Consider the following 19,416-nt stretch of genomic DNA (forward strand, 5'->3'; position numbering starts at 1 on the left):
GACTCGCTCAGGCGCGCTTGCGTGCAGCGGCGTACACCGCCGCGATCACCAGCAACAAAAACCAGACCAGCGTCCACGCTGGCATCGGCAGGCCAAGTACCGGCTCGACCTTGGCGCATTCACCCGAGCCGGTGAACACCATCTTCAGCACCTTGGCGAACGGGAACGCATCCATCATGTAGCCAAGGTTCGGACCGCAGGCCGGGATCTGGTCCGCCGGCAGGGTCTGCAACCACAGGTGCCGCCCCGCCGTCGCGATGCCGCCCACCGCGCCGAGAACTACACCCCCGGTATACACCCAACGGGCGCCACCGCGCGGCGCATGCAGCCCACCGATCAGGAAAAATACCGCCATCACCAGGAAGGCGATGCGCTGGAAGATACACAGCGGACACGGAATCATGTTGAGCACATGCTCGGCGTACAGCGCGAAGCCCAGCAGCGCCACGCAGACGGCAAAACCAGCCAGGTAAGTGGCGCGATACGACCAGCGGAAAGGATTCATGGATTGGCTTTGGTGCGGTGCGAAAACGGGACATTACCCGCTTGCCCTGCCCCTGTCAGCCCTGCCGGATCACCGGGGTTTCCCTTCGGTCAGGCCCTGAAAAGCAAAAACCCCGGCAGGTTGCCCGGCCGGGGTTTCGCAAAACACATAGGCTACCGATTACTCGGCGGCTGCGTCGGTCTTCGGACGATCGACCAGCTCAACGTAGGCCATCGGAGCGTTGTCGCCCGGACGGAAACCAGCCTTGAGGATACGCAGGTAGCCGCCGGGACGCTCGCGGTAGCGGGGGCCCAGCTCGATGAACAGCTTGCCCACGGCTTCCTTGTCACGCAGACGTGCAAAGGCGAGACGACGGTTGGCGACGCCATCGGTCTTGGCGAGCGTGATGAGCGGCTCGGCGACGCGACGGAGTTCCTTGGCCTTGGGCAGGGTGGTGCGGATCAGCTCGTGCTTGAACAGCGACGAAGCCATGTTCTTGAACATCGCTTCGCGGTGGCTGCTCGTGCGGTTGAGCTTGCGACCGGATTTCTGGTGGCGCATGGCAATTACTCTCTATGTCTGTTGTTATGAAAAGTCGGCGGTTATGTCCGACTTCCCGCGGTTACCCGCTGGTGAAGCCCTTCGTAATACGGGCTCTTATTGAGCAAGACGGCCAGGCTGGCCGTTGAAGGCGTCTGCAAAATCCGAGGGATCAACACTCGTCAGACCGCCAATACCGAGCGACCAAAGGCGGTCGCCCGAAACATCGCGCGGCCCGAAGGCCGCTTTTGACAGCTGGCGAGCGTACCGGGGTACGCCCGCCAGTGTGTCGGTACCGCTGGCGACCGCGAACGGCCGCCCAAACCATCAGCCCAGCTGCATACCGTGCGACAAGCCCGGCGGCGGCCAGTTTTCAAGCTTCATGCCCAGGGCAAGACCACGACCACCCAGCACGTCCTTGATTTCGGTCAGGGACTTCTTGCCGAGGTTCGGCGTCTTGAGCAGTTCGACTTCCGTCTTCTGCACCAGGTCGCCGATGTAGTAGATGCTCTCGGCCTTCAGGCAGTTAGCCGAACGCACGGTGAGCTCCAGGTCGTCGATCGGACGGAGCAGCAGCGGATCGAACCCGCCCTTCTCCGCCTTGTCGGTCGCACTCTCGCGACGCGAGAAGTCACCGAACACCGACAGCTGGTCGTTGAGGATTTCAGCGGCCTTGCGAACCGCGTCTTCCGCACCGATGGTGCCGTTGGTTTCGATGTCCAGCACCAGCTTGTCGAGGTTGGTGCGCTGTTCCACACGGGCAGCGTCCACTTCGTAGGCCACGCGCAGGACCGGCGCGAAAGACGCGTCGAGCTGCAGGCGACCGATCGGACGAGCTTCGTCGTCCGGGTGCTGGCGCGCGCTGGCCGGCTGGTAGCCGACGCCGCGACGCACCTTCAGGCGCATGTTGAGTGCGATGTCCTTGGTCAGGTGGCAGATCACATGCTCGGGGTTGATGATTTCCACCGAGTGATCGACGGCGATATCGCCGGCGGTGACCACACCCTTGCCCTTCTTGGACAGGGTCAGGGTGACTTCGTCACCCGAGTGCTGGCGAATCGCCACGTCCTTGAGGTTCAGCAGGACTTCGATCACGTCCTCCTGCAGACCTTCCAGCGTGGTGTATTCGTGCAGCACGCCATCAATTTCCACCTCGACGATGGCAGAGCCAGGGATCGAGGAGAGCAGCACGCGACGCAGCGCGTTGCCCAGGGTGTGGCCGAAACCACGCTCGAGCGGCTCCACTACCACCTTGGCGCGGTTGGCACCGAGCTGCTCGACGCTGAGGCCGCGAGGCCGCAGCACGCTAGTTGACGAAACTGCCATGCAGGGCTCCGGTTGATTACTTCGAGTAGAGCTCGACGATCAGGCTCTCATTGATGTCGGTCGGCAGATCGCCGCGGTCCGGCATCGACTTGAACGTACCTTCGAACTTCTTGCTGTCCACTTCGACCCACTGCGGACGCAGGTCCATGGTATCGAACACGGTCGCCGCTTCCTGCACGCGCAGCTGGGTGCGGGCGCGCTCGGTCAGGGCAACGATGTCACCCGCACGAACCTGGTACGACGGGATGTTCACCTTCTTGCCGTTGACCAGCACGGCCTTGTGGCCGACCAGCTGACGGGCCTGGGCGCGGGTAACCGCGAAACCCATGCGGTAAACGACGTTGTCCAGACGGCTTTCGAGCAGGCGCAGCAGGTTTTCGCCGGTGTTGCCCTTGAGGGTCGACGCCTTGGCGTAGTAGTTGCTGAACTGGCGCTCGAGCACACCATAGATGCGCTTGACCTTCTGCTTTTCACGCAGCTGCAGCGCGTAGTCCGACATACGCATGCGCTTGTTGGCGCCATGCTGGCCGGGCTTGTTTTCCAGCTTGCACTTGGAGTCCAGCGCGCGCGCCGGGCTCTTCAGACTCAGATCTGCACCCTCGCGGCGGGCGAGTTTGCAGGTAGCTCCACGATAACGGGCCATGGGTGTGCTCCTTAGACTCGACGCTTCTTCGGGGGACGGCAGCCGTTATGCGGAATCGGCGTGACGTCGATGATGTTGAGAACCTTGTAACCGAGGGCGTTCAGCGAACGCACGGCCGATTCACGACCCGGACCCGGGCCCTTGATGCGGACTTCCACGGTCTTCACGCCGTAATCGCCTGCAGCGCGGCCAGCCTTTTCGGCGGCAACCTGGGCAGCGAACGGGGTCGACTTGCGCGAACCGCGGAAACCCGCGCCGCCGGCAGTCGCCCACGACAGGGCGTTGCCCTGGCGATCAGTGATCGTGACGATGGTGTTGTTGAAGGAGGCCTGCACGTGTGCCACGGCATCCGTGACAACGCGCTTGATCTTCTTCTTGGTCTTGACAGGCTTAGCCATGTTCGGAATCCGTTACTTCTTGATGGCGCGACGCGGACCCTTACGGGTGCGTGCATTGGTACGCGTGCGCTGGCCGCGCACCGGCAGGCCACGGCGATGACGCAGACCGCGGTAGCAACCCAGATCCATCAGACGCTTGATGGCAATACCCACCTCGCGACGCAGATCGCCTTCGACGACGTACTTACCGATTTCGTGACGAAGCTTTTCGACTTCGCCTTCACTCAGGGACTTGATCTGCGTGGTGGGAACCACGCCTGCGTCCGCGCAGACCTTCTTGGCCCGGCTGCGGCCGATCCCGTAAATGCTCTGCAGGCCAACCCAGACATGCTTCTGGACCGGCAAATTGACACCCGCGATGCGCGCCATGATGTACTTTCTCCGATGCGTTTCGTGCGCGGTAAACGCGCAATTCTAACTGTAAAGAACCCAACAGGAAAGCCCTGCGGCACCAGGGGTGCCGCCGCCCTCCAATCCAGACCAACTTCCCACCACCCCAGCAGCCAATCAGTTGCGGCGGAGGTTGGCCTTCTTGAGCAGGCTTTCGTACTGGTGACTGACCAAGTGCGCCTGCACCTGAGCAGTGAAATCCATCACCACAACGACCACGATGAGCAGAGAGGTGCCACCGAAGTAGAAGGGGACGTGCCACGCCTTTTGCATAAACGAGGGAACCAGACAGACCAGCACCAGGTAGAGGGCGCCGACACCGGTCAGACGGGTCATCACGTTATCGATGTAATCGGCCGTCGAGCGGCCGGGACGGATACCCGGAATCAACGCGCCGGAGCGCTTCAGGTTGTCCGCCGTCTCCTGGGAGTTGAACACAATCGCCGTGTAGAAGAAGGCGAAAGTGATCACCAGCACCGCGAAGACGATGTCGTACAGCGGCTCACCCGGGGTCAGTGCCTGGGTCAGCTCGGTCAACCAGCGGGACTGGTGACCCTGGCCGAACCAGGTGGCCGCGGTGGCCGGGAACATCAGCAGGCTCGACGCGAAGATCGGCGGGATCACGCCCGACATGTTGATCTTCAGCGGCAGGTGCGACGTCTGGTTCATGTAGGCGCGCTGGCCACCGGAGCGACGGGCGTAGTTCACGGTAATGCGCCGCTGGGCGCGCTCCATGAACACCACGAATGCCGTCACCGCGAGGATCAGACCCACCACCATGATCATCCGGATCACGGAGAGCTCGCCGTTGCTGGCCATGGTCAGCGTGTGCGCAACCGCACCCGGCAGACCAGCCACGATACCGGCGAAGATCAGCAGCGAGATACCGTTGCCGATACCGCGCTCGGTGATCTGCTCACCCAGCCACATCAGGAACATCGTGCCGGCGGTAAGGCCGACGATCGACGCCAGGATGAAGCCCATGCCCGGCGTATACACCACCGGCGCGCCACCCGATGCCACCTGCTTCTGCAGGGCCACCGCGATGCCGAACGCCTGGAATGCCGCCAGACCCACCGTGCCGAAGCGGGTGTAGGTGGTCATCTTGCGACGACCAGCCTCACCTTCCTTGCGCAGCGCCTGCAGACTCGGGATGACCGAACCCATCATCTGCACCACGATGGATGCAGAGATGTAGGGCACCACGCCGAGCGCGAACACCGAGAAGCGTGCCAGCGAGCCACCCGAGAACATGTTGAACATGTTCATCAGGCCGCCGCCCTGCTCGATCAGGTTCGTCATGGCTTCCGGGTTGACGCCCGGAACCGGGATGAAGGAACCAAGGCGGAAGACGATCAGCGCACCAATCACGAAGAAGATGCGCTGACGCAGTTCCGTCAGCTTGCCGAGCGATCCGAGCGATGTGCCCTGGGCTGCCGCCACGTGATTACTCCACGCTGCCGCCGGCAGCTTCGATCGCTGCCTTGGCGCCGGCCGTAGCCAGCACGCCCGACAGCTTCACGGCGCGGCCGATTTCGCCCTTGAGGACAACCTTGACCTTCTTGGCATGGCTGTCGATGAGACCGGCCTGATGCAGGACGATCGCGTCGATCACGTCAGCCTTGAGGGCGGCGATCTCGTACAGGAACACTTCCTGGCTTTCTTTCTTCTTCAGCGAGCGGAAGCCAACCTTCGGCAGGCGACGCTGCAGCGGCATCTGACCGCCTTCGAAACCGTACTTGTGGGTGCCGCCCGCGCGAGCGTGCTGACCCTTGTGACCGCGACCGGCGGTCTTGCCCAGGCCCGAACCGATACCGCGACCGACGCGAAGGCGGGTCTTGCGGGAACCGGCGGCCGGCTTGATGTCGTTAAGACGCATGGTGATTACTCCTCAACCCGCACGAGGTAATAGACCGTGTTGATCAGACCGCGAACCTGCGGGCTGTCCTTCAGTTCACGGACGTCGTTGAGCTTGTTCAGGCCGAGCGCCTTGACGCTCAGGCGATGACGGCTCTGCACACCGCGCAGGCCCTTGACCAGGCGCACGCGCACGGTGGCGGCGGTTTCGTTCTTAGCCATTGCCCAGCACCTCTTCAATCGTCTTGCCGCGCTTGGCAGCGATCTGCTTCGGCGAGGCAACGGCCTGCAGGCCCTTGATGGTCGCGCGAACCAGGTTGATCGGGTTACGCGAACCGACGGCCTTGGCCAGCACGTTCTTCACGCCCACCACTTCCAGCACGGCGCGCATGGCACCGCCGGCAATGACGCCGGTACCTTCGGAAGCCGGCTGCATGAACACGCGGGCGGCGCCGTGGTTGGCCTTGATGGCGTACCACAGGGTGCCGTTGTTCAGGTCGATGTTCACCATGTTGCGGCGGGCGCGGTCCATGGCCTTGGAGATGGCAACCGGCACTTCACGCGCCTTGCCATAGCCGAAGCCCACGCGGCCTTCGCCGTCGCCGACCACGGTCAGCGCGGTGAAGCTCATCTGGCGGCCACCCTTCACGGTCTTGGCCACGCGGTTGACGGCAATCAGCTTCTCGAGCAGGCCGTCTGAATTTTCGCGATCGGTAGAAGACATGTTCTTTTTCCGTATGCCCGGCTAGCCGGGACTTTTGCTTGCGGCTATTGCCGCTTGGAGTTGTAGGTACTACTGGTGGGTTCAAGTGCCGGCCGAGACCGGCACCTGAAACCGGGCCGGCTTAGAACTTCAGGCCGGCTTCGCGAGCCGCATCGGCCAGAGCCTTGATGCGACCGTGGTAGCGGAAGCCCGAGCGATCGAACGCCACGGACTCGATACCGGCAGCCAGCGCACGCTCGGCCACGGCCTTGCCCACGGCAGCAGCAGCGGTCAGGTTCTTCGTGCCCTTCAGGCCTTCGGCAACCGACTTCTGCACGGTGGAGGCAGCAGCCACCACGCTCAGGCCATCGGCCGCGAACACCTGTGCGTACAGGTGCTGACCGGTGCGATGCACCGACAGACGGGCCACGGCGAGCTTGCGGATGTGGGCGCGGGTGGACTTGGCGCGACGCAGGCGGGATTCGTTCTTGTTCATCGTGTTCTCTCCAGGAAGCGGATAGGCGATTAGGCCTTCTTGGCTTCCTTCAGGGTGATCTTCTCGCCGGAGTAGCGCACGCCCTTGCCCTTATAGGGTTCCGGCGGACGGAAGCCACGGATCTTGGCTGCCACTTCACCCACGCGCTGCTTGTCCGAACCCTTGATGAGGATTTCGGTCTGCGTCGGGGTTTCGATGGTGATGCCTTCCGGAGCGTCGAACACGACCGGATGCGAGAAGCCCAGAGCGATGTTCAGCGACTTGCCGGCCATCGAAGCACGGTAGCCCACGCCGACCAGCTCGAGCTTGCGCTCAAAACCGTCGGAAACGCCCTTGACCATATTGGCCAGCAGCGCACGCAGGGTGCCACCGAACTTGTCGTCCGCGCCTTCGGCCACGGCGATGTTCGCCACGCCATTGTCAACGGAGACGGATGCGCCCGGCAGGGCGTGGGTCGTCAGGGTGCCCTTGGGGCCCTTGACGGAGATGCCATTGGCGGTCGAGGAGATCTCAACGCCCTTCGGCAGGGTAATCGGCTGTTTGGCAACGCGGGACATCGTCGACTCCTTATGCGACCTGGCCGATGACTTCGCCGCCCAGACCCTTCGAACGGGCCTGCGCGTCGGTCAGCAAACCGGCGGAAGTCGAGATGATCGAGATACCCAGGCCACCCAGGACCTTCGGCAGCTCGTCCTTGCCGCGGTAGACGCGGAGACCGGAGCGGCTGACACGGGTAATGGTTTCGATGGCCGGACGGCCTTCGAAATACTTGAGCTTGATCTCGAGCACCGGCTTGCCTTCCGCAGTGGAGGCCTTGGCGTCGAGGATGTAGCCCTCATTCTTAAGAAGGTTGGCAATGGCCACCTTCAGCTTCGACGACGGCATGTTTACGGTCTGCTTGCCCGTGAGCTGGGCATTGCGGATGCGCGTAAACAGATCGGCGATGGGATCAGTCATGCTCATGAAAACATCCTTCAGAGTGCACCGATATCCGAAAAACCGGAAATCTGTTTTGAGTTGTATGCCGGCATAGAGCCAGCCTGCGGGTACGCAGACCAACGACTATAGCAGCATTTTTCCGATTATGCGAATAACGGCGCGTAATCGCGCCAACGGCGGCAGGCCAAGGCCTGCCGCCGCATCGGAACGGGACAGGGTTTGCGCCCTGCCCCGCCCAGTTTGGGGTCTTACCAGCTGGCCTTGCGCAGGCCAGGAACGTCGCCACGCATGGTGGCTTCGCGCAGCTTGTTACGGCCGAGGCCGAACTTCTGGTACACGGCGCGCGGACGACCGGTCAGGGCGCAGCGGGTACGCTGGCGGGCCGGGCTGGCGTCACGCGGCTGCTTCTGCAGCTTGGCCTGAGCGTCCATCTTCTCCTCGTAGGAGGCGGTGGGGCTCAGCACGATCGCCTTCAGTTCGGCGCGCTTGGCGGCGTACTTCTTGGCGAGCTTGGTCCGCTTGAGATCGCGGTTGATCATCGAGGTCTTTGCCATGATTTCTCTCGCGGCTCTTAGTTGCGGAACGGGAAGCTGAAGGCTTCCAGCAGCGCCTTGGCTTCTTCGTCGCTCTTGGCGGTGGTGGTGATGGAGATATCCATACCACGCATCGCGTCGACGGCGTCGAAGTCGATTTCCGGGAAGATGATCTGTTCCTTGATGCCGAAGTTGTAGTTACCACGGCCATCGAAGGCACGACCCGAGACACCACGGAAGTCGCGCGTACGCGGCAGCGAGATGTTGATCAGGCGATCGAGGAATTCCCACATCTGGGCACGGCGCAGGGTGACCTTGCAACCGATCGGCCAGCCGTCGCGGATCTTGAACGAGGCAACCGACACGCGGGCCTTGGTCTGGATCGGCTTCTGGCCAGAGATCTTGGCCATGTCAGCCACGGCGTTCTCAAGAACCTTCTTGTTGCCGGCCGCTTCGCCCACGCCCATGTTCAGCGTGATCTTCGTGATGCGGGGAACCTGCATCACGTTCTGGTAACCAAAGCGCTCGGTGAGCTTCTTGATGACCTGGTCTTTGTAAAACGTTTCGAGACGCGTCGTCATATGGATTCCTTACGCGTCCACTACTTCGCCGTTGGACTTGAACACGCGCACCTTACGCCCATCAGAGAGCGTCTTGGCGCCAACGCGTTCACCCTTGCCCGTGGCGGAGTTGAACAGCTGGACGTTGGAGATGTGGATCGAAGCTTCACGCTCGACGATGCCGCCAGCCTGGTTGGCCTGGGGGTTCGGCTTGGTGTGACGCTTGACCAGGTTCACGTTGGAGACGAACACGCGGTCGCCATCAACGCGCAGCACGTCGCCGCGCTGACCCTTGTTCTTGCCGGTGATCACGAGGACCTGATCACCCTTGCGGATACGGTTCATGGTCTGGACTCCGCTCAGAGCACTTCGGGCGCGAGGGAGACGATCTTCATGAACTTCTCGCTGCGCAGCTCGCGAGTGACCGGTCCGAAGATACGGGTGCCGATCGGCTCGAGCTTGTTGTTGAGGAGGACCGCTGCGTTGCCGTCGAAACGGATCAGCGAGCCATCGGGACGGCGCACACCCTTGGCGGTACGAACCACCACGGCGTTGTACACCTCACCCTTCTTCACCTTGCCGCGGGGGATGGCATCCTTCACGGTGACCTTGATCACGTCACCGATCGCGGCGTAACGGCGCTTGGAGCCGCCGAGCACCTTGATGCACATCAGTTCCTTGGCACCGCTGTTGTCGGCCGCGGAAAGCGTGCTTTGCATCTGGATCATGTCTGCACCCTCCCTTAGACGTTAGCGCGCGTGATGATTTCGACCACGCGGTGATGCTTGGTCTTGGACAGAGGACGGCACTCCGCGATGCGGACCACGTCACCCTCGTTCGCGCCCAGGTCGTCCTGCGCGTGAAGCTTGGTCGAGCGGCGGATGATCTTGCCGATCAGCGGATGCTGTTCCTGGCGTTCGATCAGGACCGTCACGGTCTTGTCCATCTTGTTGCTGATGACGCGGCCCTCGAGGGTGCGCGTCTGCTTCTGGTTGTCGCTCATATCGGCCGTCCCTTACTTCTTTCCGCCGAGCACGAACTTCGTGCGGGCGATGTCGCGCCGAACTCGGCGCAGCTGGTGCGGCTGGTTGAGCTGGCCGGTACCCTTCTGCATGCGCAGATTGAACTGCTCCTTGCGCAGGTCCAGCAGGTGCTTATTCAGCTCTTCGGCCGTCTTGTTGGTCAGATCTTTGATGGCCATATCACATCACCGCCCGGGTCACGAATTGGGTCTGGACCGAGAGCTTGGCAGCAGCCAGGCGGAAAGCCTCGCGTGCGGTTGCCTCGTCGATACCCTCGATTTCATAGAGCATGCGGCCCGGCTGGATCGGAGCGACCCAGTATTCGACGCCACCCTTACCGGCACCCATTCGGACTTCGATGGGCTTCTTGGTAATGGGCTTGTCCGGGTACACGCGGATCCACAGCTTGCCACCACGCTTCACGAAGCGGGTGATGCAGCGACGACCGGCTTCGATCTGACGAGCGGTCAGTGCGCCGAACGTCGTGGCCTTCAGACCGAACTCGCCAAAGCTGACGAGGTTCGAGGAGAAAGCCAGACCGTCGTTACGGCCCTTGAACTGCTTACGGAATTTGGTTCGCTTGGGTTGCAGCATGGCAACTCTCCTTACTTCGCCGTCCGCTCGCGACGGCCTTCACCGCCCTCGCGACGCGATTCACGACGACCCTCACCACCCTCACGGCGCGGCTGGGACTGCTCTTCCTTCGACTCCTGGTTGATCTGGGACAGATCGAAGATCTCGCCCTTGTAGATCCACACCTTGATGCCGATGACGCCGTAGGTCGTATGAGCCTCGGCGGTGCCGTAGTCAATGTCGGCGCGCAGCGTATGCAGCGGCACGCGACCTTCACGGGCCCATTCGGAACGAGCAATCTCAGCGCCGTTCAGACGGCCAGAGACATTGATCTTGATACCCAGGGCGCCGAGGCGCATCGCGTTGCCGACCGAGCGCTTCATGGCGCGGCGGAACATGATGCGACGCTCCAGCTGCTGCGCGATGGACTCGGCAACCAGCTGTGCATCGATCTCGGGCTTGCGCACTTCGCTGACGTTGATGTGCGCCGGAACGCCCATCATGTCGCTGACTTCCTTGCGCAGCTTCTCGATATCCTCACCCTTCTTGCCGATCACCACGCCCGGACGGGCGGTGTGAATCGTCACGCGTGCGGTCTTGGCCGGACGCTCGATGAGGATCTTGGAGATGCCGGCCTGGGCCAGCTTCTTGCGCAGCATCTCACGGACCTTCAGGTCGGCCGCGAGGTACTGGGCGTATTCGCCCTTGTTGGCGTACCACTTCGAGTTCCAGTCCTTGGCAATGCCGAGGCGGATACCGGTGGGATGAACTTTATGACCCATCGTCTATGTCCTCTTAGTTGCCAACGACCACAGTGATGTGGCTCGTGCGCTTCAGGATGCGGGAACCGCGACCCTTGGCGCGGGCATACATGCGCTTCATCGCCGGACCTTCGTCCACGAAGATGCGCGAGACCTTCAGCTCGTCGACGTCAGCACCGAGGTTGTTCTCGGCGTTGGCGACGGCCGACAGCAGCACCTTGCGGACAATGGCTGCGGCCTTCTTGTTGGTGAACTGGAGCACGTCGCTGGCACGGCCCACGGGCAAACCGCGGACCAGGTCAGCTACCAGGCGTGCCTTCTGCGCCGAAATGCGGGCGCTACGCAGGATCGCTTTGGCTTCAGTGCTCATCACTTGCCCTTCTTGTCGCCGCCATGGCCCTTGAAGGTGCGGGTCGTCGCGAACTCGCCGAGCTTGTGCCCGACCATGTTCTCGTTGACCAGCACAGGGACATGCTGACGGCCGTTGTGGATGGCGATGGTCAGGCCAACCATCTCCGGGAGGATCATCGAGCGACGCGACCAGGTCTTGAGCGGACGCTTGTTGTTGGCGGAAACGGCGGCTTCCACCTTCTTGATAAGGTGCAGGTCAACGAACGGACCTTTCTTTAAAGAGCGCGGCATAATCGTTTCCTGTTACTTGCGACGACGCACGATGAACTGCTGGGTGCGCTTGTTGGAGCGCGTCTTGTAGCCCTTGGCCGGCGTACCCCACGGAGAAACCGGGTGACGACCGCCAGAGGTCTTGCCCTCACCACCGCCGTGCGGATGGTCGACCGGGTTCATCACCACACCGCGAACGGTCGGGCGAATACCCAGCCAGCGCTTGGCGCCGGCCTTGCCGAGCTTCTTCAGGCTGTGCTCGCCGTTGCCCACTTCACCGATGGTGGCGCGGCAATCGACCGGCACGCGGCGCATTTCGCCGGAGCGAAGACGCAGCGTGGCGTAACCGGATTCACGGGCCACCAGCTGGACCGAAGCACCGGCGGAACGCGCGATCTGCGCACCCTTGCCCGGACGCATCTCGATGCAGTGAATGGTGCTACCCACCGGGATGGCGCGCAGCGGCAGGCTGTTGCCAGCCTTGATCGGTGCATCGCTGCCCGACACAAGACGGTCGCCCGCCTGCACGCCCTTCGGCGCAATGATGTAACGACGCTCGCCGTCGGCATAGCACAGCAGTGCGATATGCGCGGTGCGGTTGGGATCGTATTCAATGCGCTCGACCTGGGCGGCAATGCCTTCCTTGTCGCGCTTGAAGTCGATGATGCGGTAACGCTGCTTGTGACCACCACCCTGGTGGCGAACAGTGATACGACCGTTGTTGTTGCGACCGCCGTTCTTGGACTTCGACTCGGTCAACGCCGCGTACGGCGCGCCCTTGTGAAGACCCTCGGTGCGAACGCTGACTGCGTCGCGGCGTCCGGGGGAGGTCGGCTTATGAGTGATCAGTGCCATCTCAATTCAACTCCTGGCTCAGGCCTTGGACGACACGTCGATGGTCTGACCATCGGCGAGGCGAACGTAGGCCTTGCGCTTGCCCTGACGGTTGCCAGCGCGGAAACGGAAAGACTTGACCTTGCCCTTGGCGTTGACGAGGTTCACCTGCTCGACCTTGACGTCGAACATCTGTTCCACCGCAGCGCGGACATCGGCCTTGGTTGCTTCGGGAGCAACCACGAAAACGTACTGGTTCTTCTCGGCCAGGCGAGCAGCCTTTTCCGAGATGTGCGGCGCGCGCAGCGTGTTCAGAATGCGTTCGTTGCTCATGCGAGCCACTCCTCGATCTTCTTCACCGCATCGACCGTCATGACGATGTGGTCGGAACCGACCAGGCTGACCGGGTTCAGGGCCAGCACGTCAACGACGTGGATGTACGGGATGTTGCGCGCGGCCAGGAAGGTTGCCTCGTTGGCATCTTCCGAAACCAGCAGCACGCGGCCGGAAACCTGCAGCTCGGCCAGCTTCGCAACCATCGCCTTGGTCTTCGGGGTGTCGATGCCGAAGCTCTCGACCACCTTCAGACGATCCTGACGGATCAGCTCGGCAAGGATCGAACGGATGGCAACGCGATACGACTTGCGGTTGACCTTCTGCTCGTAGCTGCGCGGCTTGGCAGCGAAAGCGCGGCCACCACCGACAAAGATCGGTGCACGGTAGTCACCGTGACGGGCGCCGCCGCCCTTCTGTTTCTTGAACTTCTTGGTGGTACCGGACAACTCGCCGCGCGTGAGCTGCGACTGGGTACCTGCACGACCGCCGGCCTGATAGGCAACGACGACCTGGTGGATCAGGGCCTGCTTGAGCTCACCGCCGAACACTTCGTCGGACACGTTGAGCGGCTTGGCGCCAATAACATTGAGTTCCATGGCGTCTCTCCTCAGCCCTTGGTCGTCGGACGGATGACGACGTCGCCACCGGTAGCACCCGGCACCGCGCCCTTCACCGCGATCAGATGACGCTCGGCGTCGACCTTGACCACTTCCAGACCCTGCTGCGTACGGTTCACCGCACCCATGTGGCCTGCCATCTTCTTGCCCGGGAACACGCGACCCGGGGTCTGACGCTGACCGATAGAACCCGGCGCACGATGCGACAGCGAGTTACCGTGGGTAGCGTCACCCATGGTGAAGTTGTGGCGCTTGATAGCACCCTGGAAGCCCTTACCCTTCGACACGCCGGCGACGTCAACGATCTGACCCACCTGAAACACGTCGTCAGCCTTGATCTCGGCACCCACGCTGTACTTGCCGAGATCTTCGGCAGTCACGCGGAATTCCCAGAGACCACGACCCGGCTCGACCTTCGCCTTCGCGTAATGGCCCTTCAGCGGCTGCGTCAGCAGGCTGGCGCGCTTGACGCCGGCTGCGACCTGCACAGCGCTGTAACCATCGTTATCTTCCGTCTTCAGCTGCGTGACGCGATTCGGGGTGGCCTCAATCAGGGTCACCGGAATCGAACGTCCGTCTTCAGTGAAGAGTCGGCTCATGCCGCACTTGCGGCCAACCAGTCCGATACTCATCTTCGTATCCTGTTTATCGCTCAACCGAGCTTGATCTGAACGTCAACGCCAGCGGCGAGATCAAGCTTCATGAGCGCGTCCACGGTCTTGTCGTTGGGGTCGACGATGTCCAGCACACGCTTGTGCGTACGGGTCTCGTACTGGTCGCGGGCATCTTTGTCGACGTGCGGCGACACCAGAATGGTGTAACGCTCGATCTTGGTCGGGAGCGGAATCGGGCCGAGAACCGTAGCGCCAGTGCGCTTGGCCGTCTCGACGATTTCGCTGGCCGAACGGTCGATCAGACGATGATCGAACGCCTTGAGCCGGATGCGAATCTTTTGGTTCGCCATAAACCGTGTCCTGTTATCGAAAGAACAAATTCTGTGAACCGGATGGGCTTCTCACCCATCCGCACAACCCATTGGTACTGCGGTACTACAACAGGCCGCATTGACGGGTTGTCACCCGGCAAATACGACCTTAAAAGGCTAGGCAGGCCCAAAACGGGCCCACCCAGACGAAAAAGTATAAAACGCGCGAAACGGCCAGGTCAACAAAGCGTCATGCTTTGTCGTCCAAGCCCTTTCTTGCGTAGTGGCCATCCAGGCCAGCGAACTCGAAGCACTTCCTGTGCCTCATTTCGCTGTAAGGTCGCCAAGCACAAGGCAAGGCGACAGGCAAGACAGCAACTATAGCTGCAAATCTTCCCAAAGAAAAGCCCTAAATTCTGCTCGCGCCTGAATTTATTAAAAAAAAACCGGCCCGAAGGCCGGTTTTCTTCTCAGGAGGCCACCAGGGGTGGCTCCGTCGTGTCTTACTTGATGACCTTGGCCACCACGCCGGCGCCGACGGTACGGCCGCCTTCGCGAATGGCGAAGCGCAGGCCCTGGTCCATGGCGATCGGGTGGATCAGGGTGACAACCATCTTGATGTTGTCGCCCGGCATGACCATTTCCACGCCTTCCGGCAGCTCAATCGCGCCGGTCACGTCGGTCGTGCGGAAGTAGAACTGCGGGCGGTAGCCCTTGAAGAACGGGGTGTGACGGCCACCTTCGTCCTTCGACAGCACGTACACTTCGGCTTCGAAGTCGGTGTGCGGGGTGATCGTGCCCGGCTTGGCCAGCACCTGGCCACGCTCGACGTCGTCACGCTTCAGGCCGCGGAGCAGCAGACCGGCGTTGTCGCCTGCCTGACCCTGATCCAGCAGCTTGCGGAACATTTCCACGCCCGTGACGGTGGTCTTCTGGGTCGGGCGGATGCCGACCACTTCGACTTCGTCACCGACCTTGATGATGCCGCGTTCGATACGACCGGTCACCACGGTGCCGCGGCCGGAGATCGAGAACACGTCTTCCACCGGCATCAGGAACGGCTGGTCGATCGCACGCTGCGGTTCCGGGATGTAGGTGTCCAGGGCGTCAACGAGGGCGATGATCGCCGGCACGCCGATTTCCGACTGGTCGCCTTCCAGCGCCAGCTTGGCCGAACCCTTGATGATCGGGGTGTCGTCGCCCGGGAAGTCGTACTTGGAGAGCAGCTCGCGCACTTCCATTTCGACCAGCTCGAGCAGCTCGGCGTCGTCCACCATGTCGGCCTTGTTCAGGAACACGACGATGTAGGGCACGCCCACCTGACGCGACAGCAGGATGTGTTCGCGCGTCTGCGGCATCGGGCCGTCAGCGGCCGAGCACACCAGGATCGCGCCGTCCATCTGCGCCGCACCCGTGATCATGTTCTTCACGTAGTCGGCGTGGCCCGGGCAGTCCACGTGGGCGTAGTGGCGGCTCGGCGATTCGTATTCGACGTGTGCGGTCGAAATCGTGATACCACGGGCCTTTTCTTCCGGCGCCGCGTCAATCGCGTCATACGCCTTGAATTCGCCACCGAAGCGCTCAGCGCCGACCTTGGTCAGTGCAGCCGTCAGCGTCGTCTTGCCGTGATCCACGTGACCAATCGTGCCGACGTTGACGTGCGGCTTGGTGCGTTCGAATTTACCCTTTGCCATGACTTAAACCTCTAAAAAGAACGGTAGTGTGGAGGAAGAAAGCCTTATCAGGCCTTCTTCATGACCTGCTCAGCGATGTTGTTCGGCGCTTCAGCGTAGTGGTCGAACTCCATCGTAAAGGTGGCGCGACCCTGGGTCAGCGAACGAATGGTCGTCGCATAACCGAACATCTCACCCAGCGGGACCATCGCGTTGATGGTCTTGCCCGACGGCGTGTCGTCCTGGCCCTGGAGCAGGCCGCGACGGCGGCTCAGGTCGCCCATGACGTCACCGACGTAATCTTCCGGCGTCACCACTTCGACCTTCATGATGGGCTCGAGCAGAACCGGCGATGCCTTGGCAAAGCCCTGCTTGAACGCCATGGAAGCGGCGAGCTTGAACGCCATTTCCGACGAGTCGACGTCATGGTACGAGCCGAACACCAGCTTGACCTTCACGTTCACCACCGGGAAGCCAGCCAGCGGACCGCTGGTGATGGTTTCGCGAAGGCCCTTTTCGACGGACGGGATGAATTCCTTCGGAATCACGCCACCGGTGATGTCGTTGATGAACAGGAAGTCATCCTTAACGGCATCGCTCTTGCGCTCTTCTTCGGTCATCGGCGACAGCTCGATCACCACGTGACCGTACTGACCCTTACCGCCCGACTGCTTGGCGTGCTTGTAGTCCGACTTCACGTCCGACAGGCGGATCGTTTCGCGGTAGGCCACCTGCGGCTTGCCGACGTTGGCTTCCACGTTGAACTCGCGCTTCATGCGGTCCACGAGGATGTCCAGGTGCAGCTCGCCCATGCCCGAGATGATGGTCTGGCCGGATTCTTCGTCCGTACGCACTCGGAAGGACGGATCTTCGGCAGCCAGGCGACCCAGCGCGATGCCCATCTTTTCCTGGTCGGACTTGGTCTTCGGCTCGACCGCCATCGAGATCACCGGCTCCGGGAACGTCATGCGCTCCAGAGTGATGATGTTGTCCTGCGAGCACAGCGTGTCACCGGTCGTCACGTCCTTCAGGCCGACCGCAGCAGCGATATCGCCGGCGCGGACTTCCTTGATTTCCTGACGCTCGTTGGCGTGCATCTGCAGGATGCGGCCGATACGCTCCTTCTTGGACTTGACCGGGTTGTACACCTGGTCACCGGCGTTCAGCGTGCCCGAGTAGACACGGAAGAACGTCAGCGAGCCCACGAAGGGGTCGGTCATGATCTTGAACGCGAGCGCCGAGAACGGAGCCGAGTCGTCAGCCGCACGGGTGGCTTCCTTCTCGTCGTCGTCCACGCCGGACACCGGCGGACGGTCGATCGGCGACGGCAGCAGCTGCACCACCGCGTCGAGCATCGCCTGAACGCCCTTGTTCTTGAAGGCCGTACCGCAGAAGACCGGGATGATCTCGCTGGACAGCGTGCGCGCACGCAGGCCACCGATGATCTCTTCCTCGGTGAGGTCGCCCTCTTCCAGGTACTTGTTCATCAGCTCTTCGGACGCTTCGGCAGCCGACTCCACCATGTAGGAGCGGGCTTCGACAGCCTTGTCCTTCAGGTTGGCCGGGATGTCGGCGTACTCGAACTTCATGCCCTGGGATTCCATGTCCCAGATGATGGACTTCATCTTGAGCAGGTCGACCACGCCCTCGAAGTTGTCCTCGGCGCCGATCGGCACCTGCATCGGAACCGGGTTGGCACCCAGGCGAGCCTTCAGCTGGTCGACCACCTTGTAGAAGTTCGCGCCAGTGCGGTCCATCTTGTTGACGAACGCGAGGCGCGGCACCTTGTACTTATTGGCCTGACGCCAGACGGTTTCAGACTGCGGCTGCACACCACCCACGGCACAGAGCACGAACACCGCGCCGTCGAGGACGCGCAGCGAGCGCTCCACTTCGATGGTGAAGTCCACGTGTCCCGGGGTGTCGATGATGTTGAAGCGGTGCTCGGGCAAGGAACGATCCATGCCCTTCCAGAACGCCGTCGTTGCCGCCGACGTAATGGTGATGCCGCGCTCCTGCTCCTGCTCCATCCAGTCCATCGTCGCTGCACCGTCATGCACCTCGCCAATCTTATGACTGACGCCGGTGTAGAACAGGATGCGCTCCGTGGTGGTGGTCTTGCCGGCATCGATGTGGGCCATGATGCCGAAGTTGCGGTAGCGCTCGATAGGAGTGGTGCGTGCCACGGTCTTAACCTCTGAAAGTTCTAGCTGTACTGCTTACCAGCGGTAATGCGAGAAGGCCTTGTTGGCCTCTGCCATACGATGCGTTTCTTCGCGCTTCTTGATCGCGCCACCGCGATTTTCCGAAGCCTCGAGCAGCTCGGCGGCCAGCTTGCGCGGCATCGAGGTCTCGCCGCGCTTGCGGGCGGAGTCGATGGCCCAGCGCATGGCGAGCGCCATACGGCGGCCCGGACGCACTTCGACCGGCACCTGGTAGGTGGCGCCGCCGACACGACGGGACTTCACCTCAACCGCCGGAGCGATGTTGTTGAGCGCCTTTTCGACAAGCTGGACCGGCTCGGCGTTCTTCTCACCCAGGTGGGCAAGCGCACCGTAAACGATGCTTTCGGCGACCGACTTCTTGCCGCTCTTCATCACCATGTTGATGAAGCGGGCGATCAGCTGACTTCCGTGCTTGGGATCCGGCAGGATCACACGGGCGGGATGGGAACCTTTACGCGACATAGATAATTCCTAAAGATCAGGACTTCGGGCGCTTGGCGCCGTACTTGGAGCGCGACTGACGGCGCTTGGTGACGCCGGCGCAGTCGAGGCTGCCGCGCACGGTGTGGTAACGCACGCCCGGGAGATCCTTGACGCGGCCGCCACGGATCAGGACCACGGAGTGCTCCTGCAGGTTGTGACCTTCGCCACCGATGTAGCTGATCACTTCGTAGCCATTGGTGAGGCGCACCTTGGCGACCTTACGGAGAGCCGAGTTCGGCTTCTTCGGGGTCGTCGTGTACACGCGCGTGCACACGCCGCGACGCTGGGGGCTGTTCTGCAAAGCCGGCGAAGCACTCTTGTAGGTCTTCGGGCTACGGGATTTGCGAACCAACTGGTTGACTGTCGTCATCTGAAGCAGTTCCTGAGAAACATAAAGGCAGACCGAACCGGCTCGGCCTGCCAAGAAGCGGGAATTTAACATGGGCAGCTTGTCAAGGACAAGCTGACGCCCTGCCG

Annotated in this window: 32 protein-coding genes; all 32 read right to left on the minus strand. The window is 62.1% G+C overall.

Annotated elements, in window-relative coordinates; translation table 11 throughout:
- Positions 1-7: 7 nt before the first annotated feature.
- A complete protein-coding gene (locus H8F01_RS04745; RefSeq protein ID WP_187057906.1) occupies positions 8-505 on the minus strand; it encodes a disulfide bond formation protein B in 498 nt (165 codons plus the stop codon).
- A gap of 159 nt (positions 506-664) precedes the next feature.
- The gene (rplQ, locus tag H8F01_RS04750; RefSeq protein ID WP_019464876.1) at positions 665-1,045 is read right to left on the minus strand and encodes a 50S ribosomal protein L17; all 381 of its coding nucleotides are present in this window, start codon (positions 1,043-1,045) and stop codon (positions 665-667) included.
- Positions 1,046-1,351: 306 nt separating this feature from the next.
- Complete coding sequence (locus tag H8F01_RS04755; protein WP_026033857.1) at positions 1,352-2,350, minus strand: DNA-directed RNA polymerase subunit alpha; 999 nt, start codon at positions 2,348-2,350, stop codon at positions 1,352-1,354.
- A gap of 16 nt (positions 2,351-2,366) precedes the next feature.
- Positions 2,367-2,993 carry a 30S ribosomal protein S4 gene (rpsD, locus tag H8F01_RS04760; protein ID WP_187057907.1) on the minus strand — a complete coding sequence of 209 codons (627 nt, stop codon included), beginning with the start codon at positions 2,991-2,993 and terminating at the stop codon, positions 2,367-2,369.
- Between the two features lie 11 nt (positions 2,994-3,004).
- Positions 3,005-3,391 carry a 30S ribosomal protein S11 gene (gene rpsK, locus H8F01_RS04765; protein WP_007513384.1) on the minus strand — a complete coding sequence of 129 codons (387 nt, stop codon included), beginning with the start codon at positions 3,389-3,391 and terminating at the stop codon, positions 3,005-3,007.
- A gap of 12 nt (positions 3,392-3,403) precedes the next feature.
- Complete coding sequence (rpsM, locus tag H8F01_RS04770) at positions 3,404-3,760, minus strand: 30S ribosomal protein S13 (protein ID WP_019464879.1); 357 nt, start codon at positions 3,758-3,760, stop codon at positions 3,404-3,406.
- A 138-nt stretch (positions 3,761-3,898) separates the two neighbouring features.
- Positions 3,899-5,224, minus strand: coding sequence for a preprotein translocase subunit SecY (gene secY, locus H8F01_RS04775; protein WP_019464880.1), 1,326 nt, complete (start codon positions 5,222-5,224; stop codon positions 3,899-3,901).
- Positions 5,225-5,228: 4 nt separating this feature from the next.
- On the minus strand, positions 5,229-5,666 hold the full coding sequence (gene rplO / locus H8F01_RS04780) for a 50S ribosomal protein L15 (RefSeq protein ID WP_222615753.1): 438 nt from the start codon (positions 5,664-5,666) through the stop codon (positions 5,229-5,231).
- Positions 5,666-5,860 carry a 50S ribosomal protein L30 gene (gene rpmD, locus H8F01_RS04785; protein WP_019464882.1) on the minus strand — a complete coding sequence of 65 codons (195 nt, stop codon included), beginning with the start codon at positions 5,858-5,860 and terminating at the stop codon, positions 5,666-5,668. Before rpmD ends, rplO begins: the two co-directional genes overlap by 1 nt.
- The gene (gene rpsE / locus H8F01_RS04790) at positions 5,853-6,362 is read right to left on the minus strand and encodes a 30S ribosomal protein S5 (protein WP_187057909.1); all 510 of its coding nucleotides are present in this window, start codon (positions 6,360-6,362) and stop codon (positions 5,853-5,855) included. Before rpsE ends, rpmD begins: the two co-directional genes overlap by 8 nt.
- A gap of 121 nt (positions 6,363-6,483) precedes the next feature.
- Positions 6,484-6,837 (minus strand): 50S ribosomal protein L18, encoded by a 354-nt coding sequence (gene rplR, locus H8F01_RS04795; RefSeq protein WP_187057910.1) that lies wholly within the window; start codon positions 6,835-6,837, stop codon positions 6,484-6,486.
- A 29-nt stretch (positions 6,838-6,866) separates the two neighbouring features.
- A complete protein-coding gene (gene rplF / locus H8F01_RS04800) occupies positions 6,867-7,394 on the minus strand; it encodes a 50S ribosomal protein L6 (protein ID WP_187057911.1) in 528 nt (175 codons plus the stop codon).
- Positions 7,395-7,404: 10 nt separating this feature from the next.
- Entirely contained in the window at positions 7,405-7,800 is a 396-nt protein-coding gene (gene rpsH, locus H8F01_RS04805) for a 30S ribosomal protein S8 (RefSeq protein WP_187057912.1), read from the minus strand.
- 224 nt (positions 7,801-8,024) lie between these two features.
- A complete protein-coding gene (gene rpsN, locus H8F01_RS04810; protein WP_187057913.1) occupies positions 8,025-8,330 on the minus strand; it encodes a 30S ribosomal protein S14 in 306 nt (101 codons plus the stop codon).
- A 17-nt stretch (positions 8,331-8,347) separates the two neighbouring features.
- On the minus strand, positions 8,348-8,890 hold the full coding sequence (gene rplE, locus H8F01_RS04815; RefSeq protein WP_187057914.1) for a 50S ribosomal protein L5: 543 nt from the start codon (positions 8,888-8,890) through the stop codon (positions 8,348-8,350).
- A 9-nt stretch (positions 8,891-8,899) separates the two neighbouring features.
- Positions 8,900-9,214 (minus strand): 50S ribosomal protein L24, encoded by a 315-nt coding sequence (rplX, locus tag H8F01_RS04820; RefSeq protein WP_019464889.1) that lies wholly within the window; start codon positions 9,212-9,214, stop codon positions 8,900-8,902.
- 14 nt (positions 9,215-9,228) lie between these two features.
- Positions 9,229-9,597 carry a 50S ribosomal protein L14 gene (gene rplN / locus H8F01_RS04825; protein ID WP_007513359.1) on the minus strand — a complete coding sequence of 123 codons (369 nt, stop codon included), beginning with the start codon at positions 9,595-9,597 and terminating at the stop codon, positions 9,229-9,231.
- A gap of 14 nt (positions 9,598-9,611) precedes the next feature.
- A complete protein-coding gene (gene rpsQ / locus H8F01_RS04830) occupies positions 9,612-9,872 on the minus strand; it encodes a 30S ribosomal protein S17 (RefSeq protein WP_019464890.1) in 261 nt (86 codons plus the stop codon).
- 12 nt (positions 9,873-9,884) lie between these two features.
- Positions 9,885-10,070, minus strand: coding sequence for a 50S ribosomal protein L29 (gene rpmC / locus H8F01_RS04835; protein WP_019464891.1), 186 nt, complete (start codon positions 10,068-10,070; stop codon positions 9,885-9,887).
- Between the two features lies 1 nt (position 10,071).
- Positions 10,072-10,485 carry a 50S ribosomal protein L16 gene (gene rplP / locus H8F01_RS04840; RefSeq protein WP_038620428.1) on the minus strand — a complete coding sequence of 138 codons (414 nt, stop codon included), beginning with the start codon at positions 10,483-10,485 and terminating at the stop codon, positions 10,072-10,074.
- A gap of 11 nt (positions 10,486-10,496) precedes the next feature.
- Positions 10,497-11,246: a 30S ribosomal protein S3 gene (gene rpsC, locus H8F01_RS04845; RefSeq protein ID WP_187057915.1), complete on the minus strand. Its 750-nt coding sequence runs from the start codon at positions 11,244-11,246 to the stop codon at positions 10,497-10,499.
- A 13-nt stretch (positions 11,247-11,259) separates the two neighbouring features.
- On the minus strand, positions 11,260-11,595 hold the full coding sequence (gene rplV, locus H8F01_RS04850; RefSeq protein ID WP_102303877.1) for a 50S ribosomal protein L22: 336 nt from the start codon (positions 11,593-11,595) through the stop codon (positions 11,260-11,262).
- Entirely contained in the window at positions 11,595-11,867 is a 273-nt protein-coding gene (gene rpsS / locus H8F01_RS04855; protein WP_187057916.1) for a 30S ribosomal protein S19, read from the minus strand. Before rpsS ends, rplV begins: the two co-directional genes overlap by 1 nt.
- A 12-nt stretch (positions 11,868-11,879) precedes the next feature.
- Complete coding sequence (gene rplB / locus H8F01_RS04860; protein WP_187057917.1) at positions 11,880-12,701, minus strand: 50S ribosomal protein L2; 822 nt, start codon at positions 12,699-12,701, stop codon at positions 11,880-11,882.
- A gap of 18 nt (positions 12,702-12,719) precedes the next feature.
- Entirely contained in the window at positions 12,720-13,013 is a 294-nt protein-coding gene (gene rplW, locus H8F01_RS04865) for a 50S ribosomal protein L23 (protein WP_130619922.1), read from the minus strand.
- Positions 13,010-13,612 (minus strand): 50S ribosomal protein L4, encoded by a 603-nt coding sequence (gene rplD / locus H8F01_RS04870; RefSeq protein WP_187057918.1) that lies wholly within the window; start codon positions 13,610-13,612, stop codon positions 13,010-13,012. Before rplD ends, rplW begins: the two co-directional genes overlap by 4 nt.
- Positions 13,613-13,623: 11 nt before the next feature.
- Positions 13,624-14,265 (minus strand): 50S ribosomal protein L3, encoded by a 642-nt coding sequence (rplC, locus tag H8F01_RS04875; protein WP_187057919.1) that lies wholly within the window; start codon positions 14,263-14,265, stop codon positions 13,624-13,626.
- Positions 14,266-14,285: 20 nt separating this feature from the next.
- Positions 14,286-14,597 carry a 30S ribosomal protein S10 gene (gene rpsJ / locus H8F01_RS04880; protein ID WP_014402136.1) on the minus strand — a complete coding sequence of 104 codons (312 nt, stop codon included), beginning with the start codon at positions 14,595-14,597 and terminating at the stop codon, positions 14,286-14,288.
- A gap of 464 nt (positions 14,598-15,061) precedes the next feature.
- Positions 15,062-16,252 carry an elongation factor Tu gene (tuf, locus tag H8F01_RS04885; protein ID WP_187057920.1) on the minus strand — a complete coding sequence of 397 codons (1,191 nt, stop codon included), beginning with the start codon at positions 16,250-16,252 and terminating at the stop codon, positions 15,062-15,064.
- Between the two features lie 47 nt (positions 16,253-16,299).
- Positions 16,300-18,417, minus strand: a complete 2,118-nt coding sequence (fusA, locus tag H8F01_RS04890; RefSeq protein WP_187057921.1) for an elongation factor G — start codon at positions 18,415-18,417, stop codon at positions 16,300-16,302.
- 33 nt (positions 18,418-18,450) lie between these two features.
- Entirely contained in the window at positions 18,451-18,918 is a 468-nt protein-coding gene (rpsG, locus tag H8F01_RS04895) for a 30S ribosomal protein S7 (RefSeq protein ID WP_109126898.1), read from the minus strand.
- A gap of 16 nt (positions 18,919-18,934) precedes the next feature.
- Complete coding sequence (gene rpsL / locus H8F01_RS04900; protein ID WP_019464011.1) at positions 18,935-19,309, minus strand: 30S ribosomal protein S12; 375 nt, start codon at positions 19,307-19,309, stop codon at positions 18,935-18,937.
- Between the last annotated feature and the right edge of the window lie 107 nt (positions 19,310-19,416).

The organism is Dyella telluris, from assembly GCF_014297575.1.
GTDB lineage: Bacteria > Pseudomonadota > Gammaproteobacteria > Xanthomonadales > Rhodanobacteraceae > Dyella > Dyella telluris.

What these genes read in the sequence shown, in the direction of transcription:
- rplC (WP_187057919.1), bottom strand. Translation starts at nt 14,265, where the DNA reads ATGAGTATCGGACTGGTTGGCCGCAAGTGCGGCATGAGCCGACTCTTC.
- rplR (WP_187057910.1), bottom strand. Translation starts at nt 6,837, where the DNA reads ATGAACAAGAACGAATCCCGCCTGCGTCGCGCCAAGTCCACCCGCGCC.
- rplD (WP_187057918.1), bottom strand. Translation starts at nt 13,612, where the DNA reads ATGGAACTCAATGTTATTGGCGCCAAGCCGCTCAACGTGTCCGACGAA.
- rplF (WP_187057911.1), bottom strand. Translation starts at nt 7,394, where the DNA reads ATGTCCCGCGTTGCCAAACAGCCGATTACCCTGCCGAAGGGCGTTGAG.
- tuf (WP_187057920.1), bottom strand. Translation starts at nt 16,252, where the DNA reads ATGGCAAAGGGTAAATTCGAACGCACCAAGCCGCACGTCAACGTCGGC.
- rpsG (WP_109126898.1), bottom strand. Translation starts at nt 18,918, where the DNA reads ATGTCGCGTAAAGGTTCCCATCCCGCCCGTGTGATCCTGCCGGATCCC.
- H8F01_RS04755 (WP_026033857.1), bottom strand. Translation starts at nt 2,350, where the DNA reads ATGGCAGTTTCGTCAACTAGCGTGCTGCGGCCTCGCGGCCTCAGCGTC.
- rpsD (WP_187057907.1), bottom strand. Translation starts at nt 2,993, where the DNA reads ATGGCCCGTTATCGTGGAGCTACCTGCAAACTCGCCCGCCGCGAGGGT.
- rpsH (WP_187057912.1), bottom strand. Translation starts at nt 7,800, where the DNA reads ATGAGCATGACTGATCCCATCGCCGATCTGTTTACGCGCATCCGCAAT.
- rpsM (WP_019464879.1), bottom strand. Translation starts at nt 3,760, where the DNA reads ATGGCGCGCATCGCGGGTGTCAATTTGCCGGTCCAGAAGCATGTCTGG.
- H8F01_RS04745 (WP_187057906.1), bottom strand. Translation starts at nt 505, where the DNA reads ATGAATCCTTTCCGCTGGTCGTATCGCGCCACTTACCTGGCTGGTTTT.
- rpsQ (WP_019464890.1), bottom strand. Translation starts at nt 9,872, where the DNA reads ATGAGCGACAACCAGAAGCAGACGCGCACCCTCGAGGGCCGCGTCATC.
- rpsE (WP_187057909.1), bottom strand. Translation starts at nt 6,362, where the DNA reads ATGTCTTCTACCGATCGCGAAAATTCAGACGGCCTGCTCGAGAAGCTG.
- rplE (WP_187057914.1), bottom strand. Translation starts at nt 8,890, where the DNA reads ATGACGACGCGTCTCGAAACGTTTTACAAAGACCAGGTCATCAAGAAG.
- rplB (WP_187057917.1), bottom strand. Translation starts at nt 12,701, where the DNA reads ATGGCACTGATCACTCATAAGCCGACCTCCCCCGGACGCCGCGACGCA.
- rpsN (WP_187057913.1), bottom strand. Translation starts at nt 8,330, where the DNA reads ATGGCAAAGACCTCGATGATCAACCGCGATCTCAAGCGGACCAAGCTC.
- rplN (WP_007513359.1), bottom strand. Translation starts at nt 9,597, where the DNA reads ATGATCCAGATGCAAAGCACGCTTTCCGCGGCCGACAACAGCGGTGCC.
- rpmC (WP_019464891.1), bottom strand. Translation starts at nt 10,070, where the DNA reads ATGGCCATCAAAGATCTGACCAACAAGACGGCCGAAGAGCTGAATAAG.
- rpsK (WP_007513384.1), bottom strand. Translation starts at nt 3,391, where the DNA reads ATGGCTAAGCCTGTCAAGACCAAGAAGAAGATCAAGCGCGTTGTCACG.
- rplQ (WP_019464876.1), bottom strand. Translation starts at nt 1,045, where the DNA reads ATGCGCCACCAGAAATCCGGTCGCAAGCTCAACCGCACGAGCAGCCAC.
- rplP (WP_038620428.1), bottom strand. Translation starts at nt 10,485, where the DNA reads ATGCTGCAACCCAAGCGAACCAAATTCCGTAAGCAGTTCAAGGGCCGT.
- rpmD (WP_019464882.1), bottom strand. Translation starts at nt 5,860, where the DNA reads ATGGCTAAGAACGAAACCGCCGCCACCGTGCGCGTGCGCCTGGTCAAG.
- rpsJ (WP_014402136.1), bottom strand. Translation starts at nt 14,597, where the DNA reads ATGGCGAACCAAAAGATTCGCATCCGGCTCAAGGCGTTCGATCATCGT.
- rplV (WP_102303877.1), bottom strand. Translation starts at nt 11,595, where the DNA reads ATGAGCACTGAAGCCAAAGCGATCCTGCGTAGCGCCCGCATTTCGGCG.
- rplW (WP_130619922.1), bottom strand. Translation starts at nt 13,013, where the DNA reads ATGAGCAACGAACGCATTCTGAACACGCTGCGCGCGCCGCACATCTCG.
- rpsS (WP_187057916.1), bottom strand. Translation starts at nt 11,867, where the DNA reads ATGCCGCGCTCTTTAAAGAAAGGTCCGTTCGTTGACCTGCACCTTATC.
- rplX (WP_019464889.1), bottom strand. Translation starts at nt 9,214, where the DNA reads ATGAACCGTATCCGCAAGGGTGATCAGGTCCTCGTGATCACCGGCAAG.
- rpsL (WP_019464011.1), bottom strand. Translation starts at nt 19,309, where the DNA reads ATGACGACAGTCAACCAGTTGGTTCGCAAATCCCGTAGCCCGAAGACC.
- rpsC (WP_187057915.1), bottom strand. Translation starts at nt 11,246, where the DNA reads ATGGGTCATAAAGTTCATCCCACCGGTATCCGCCTCGGCATTGCCAAG.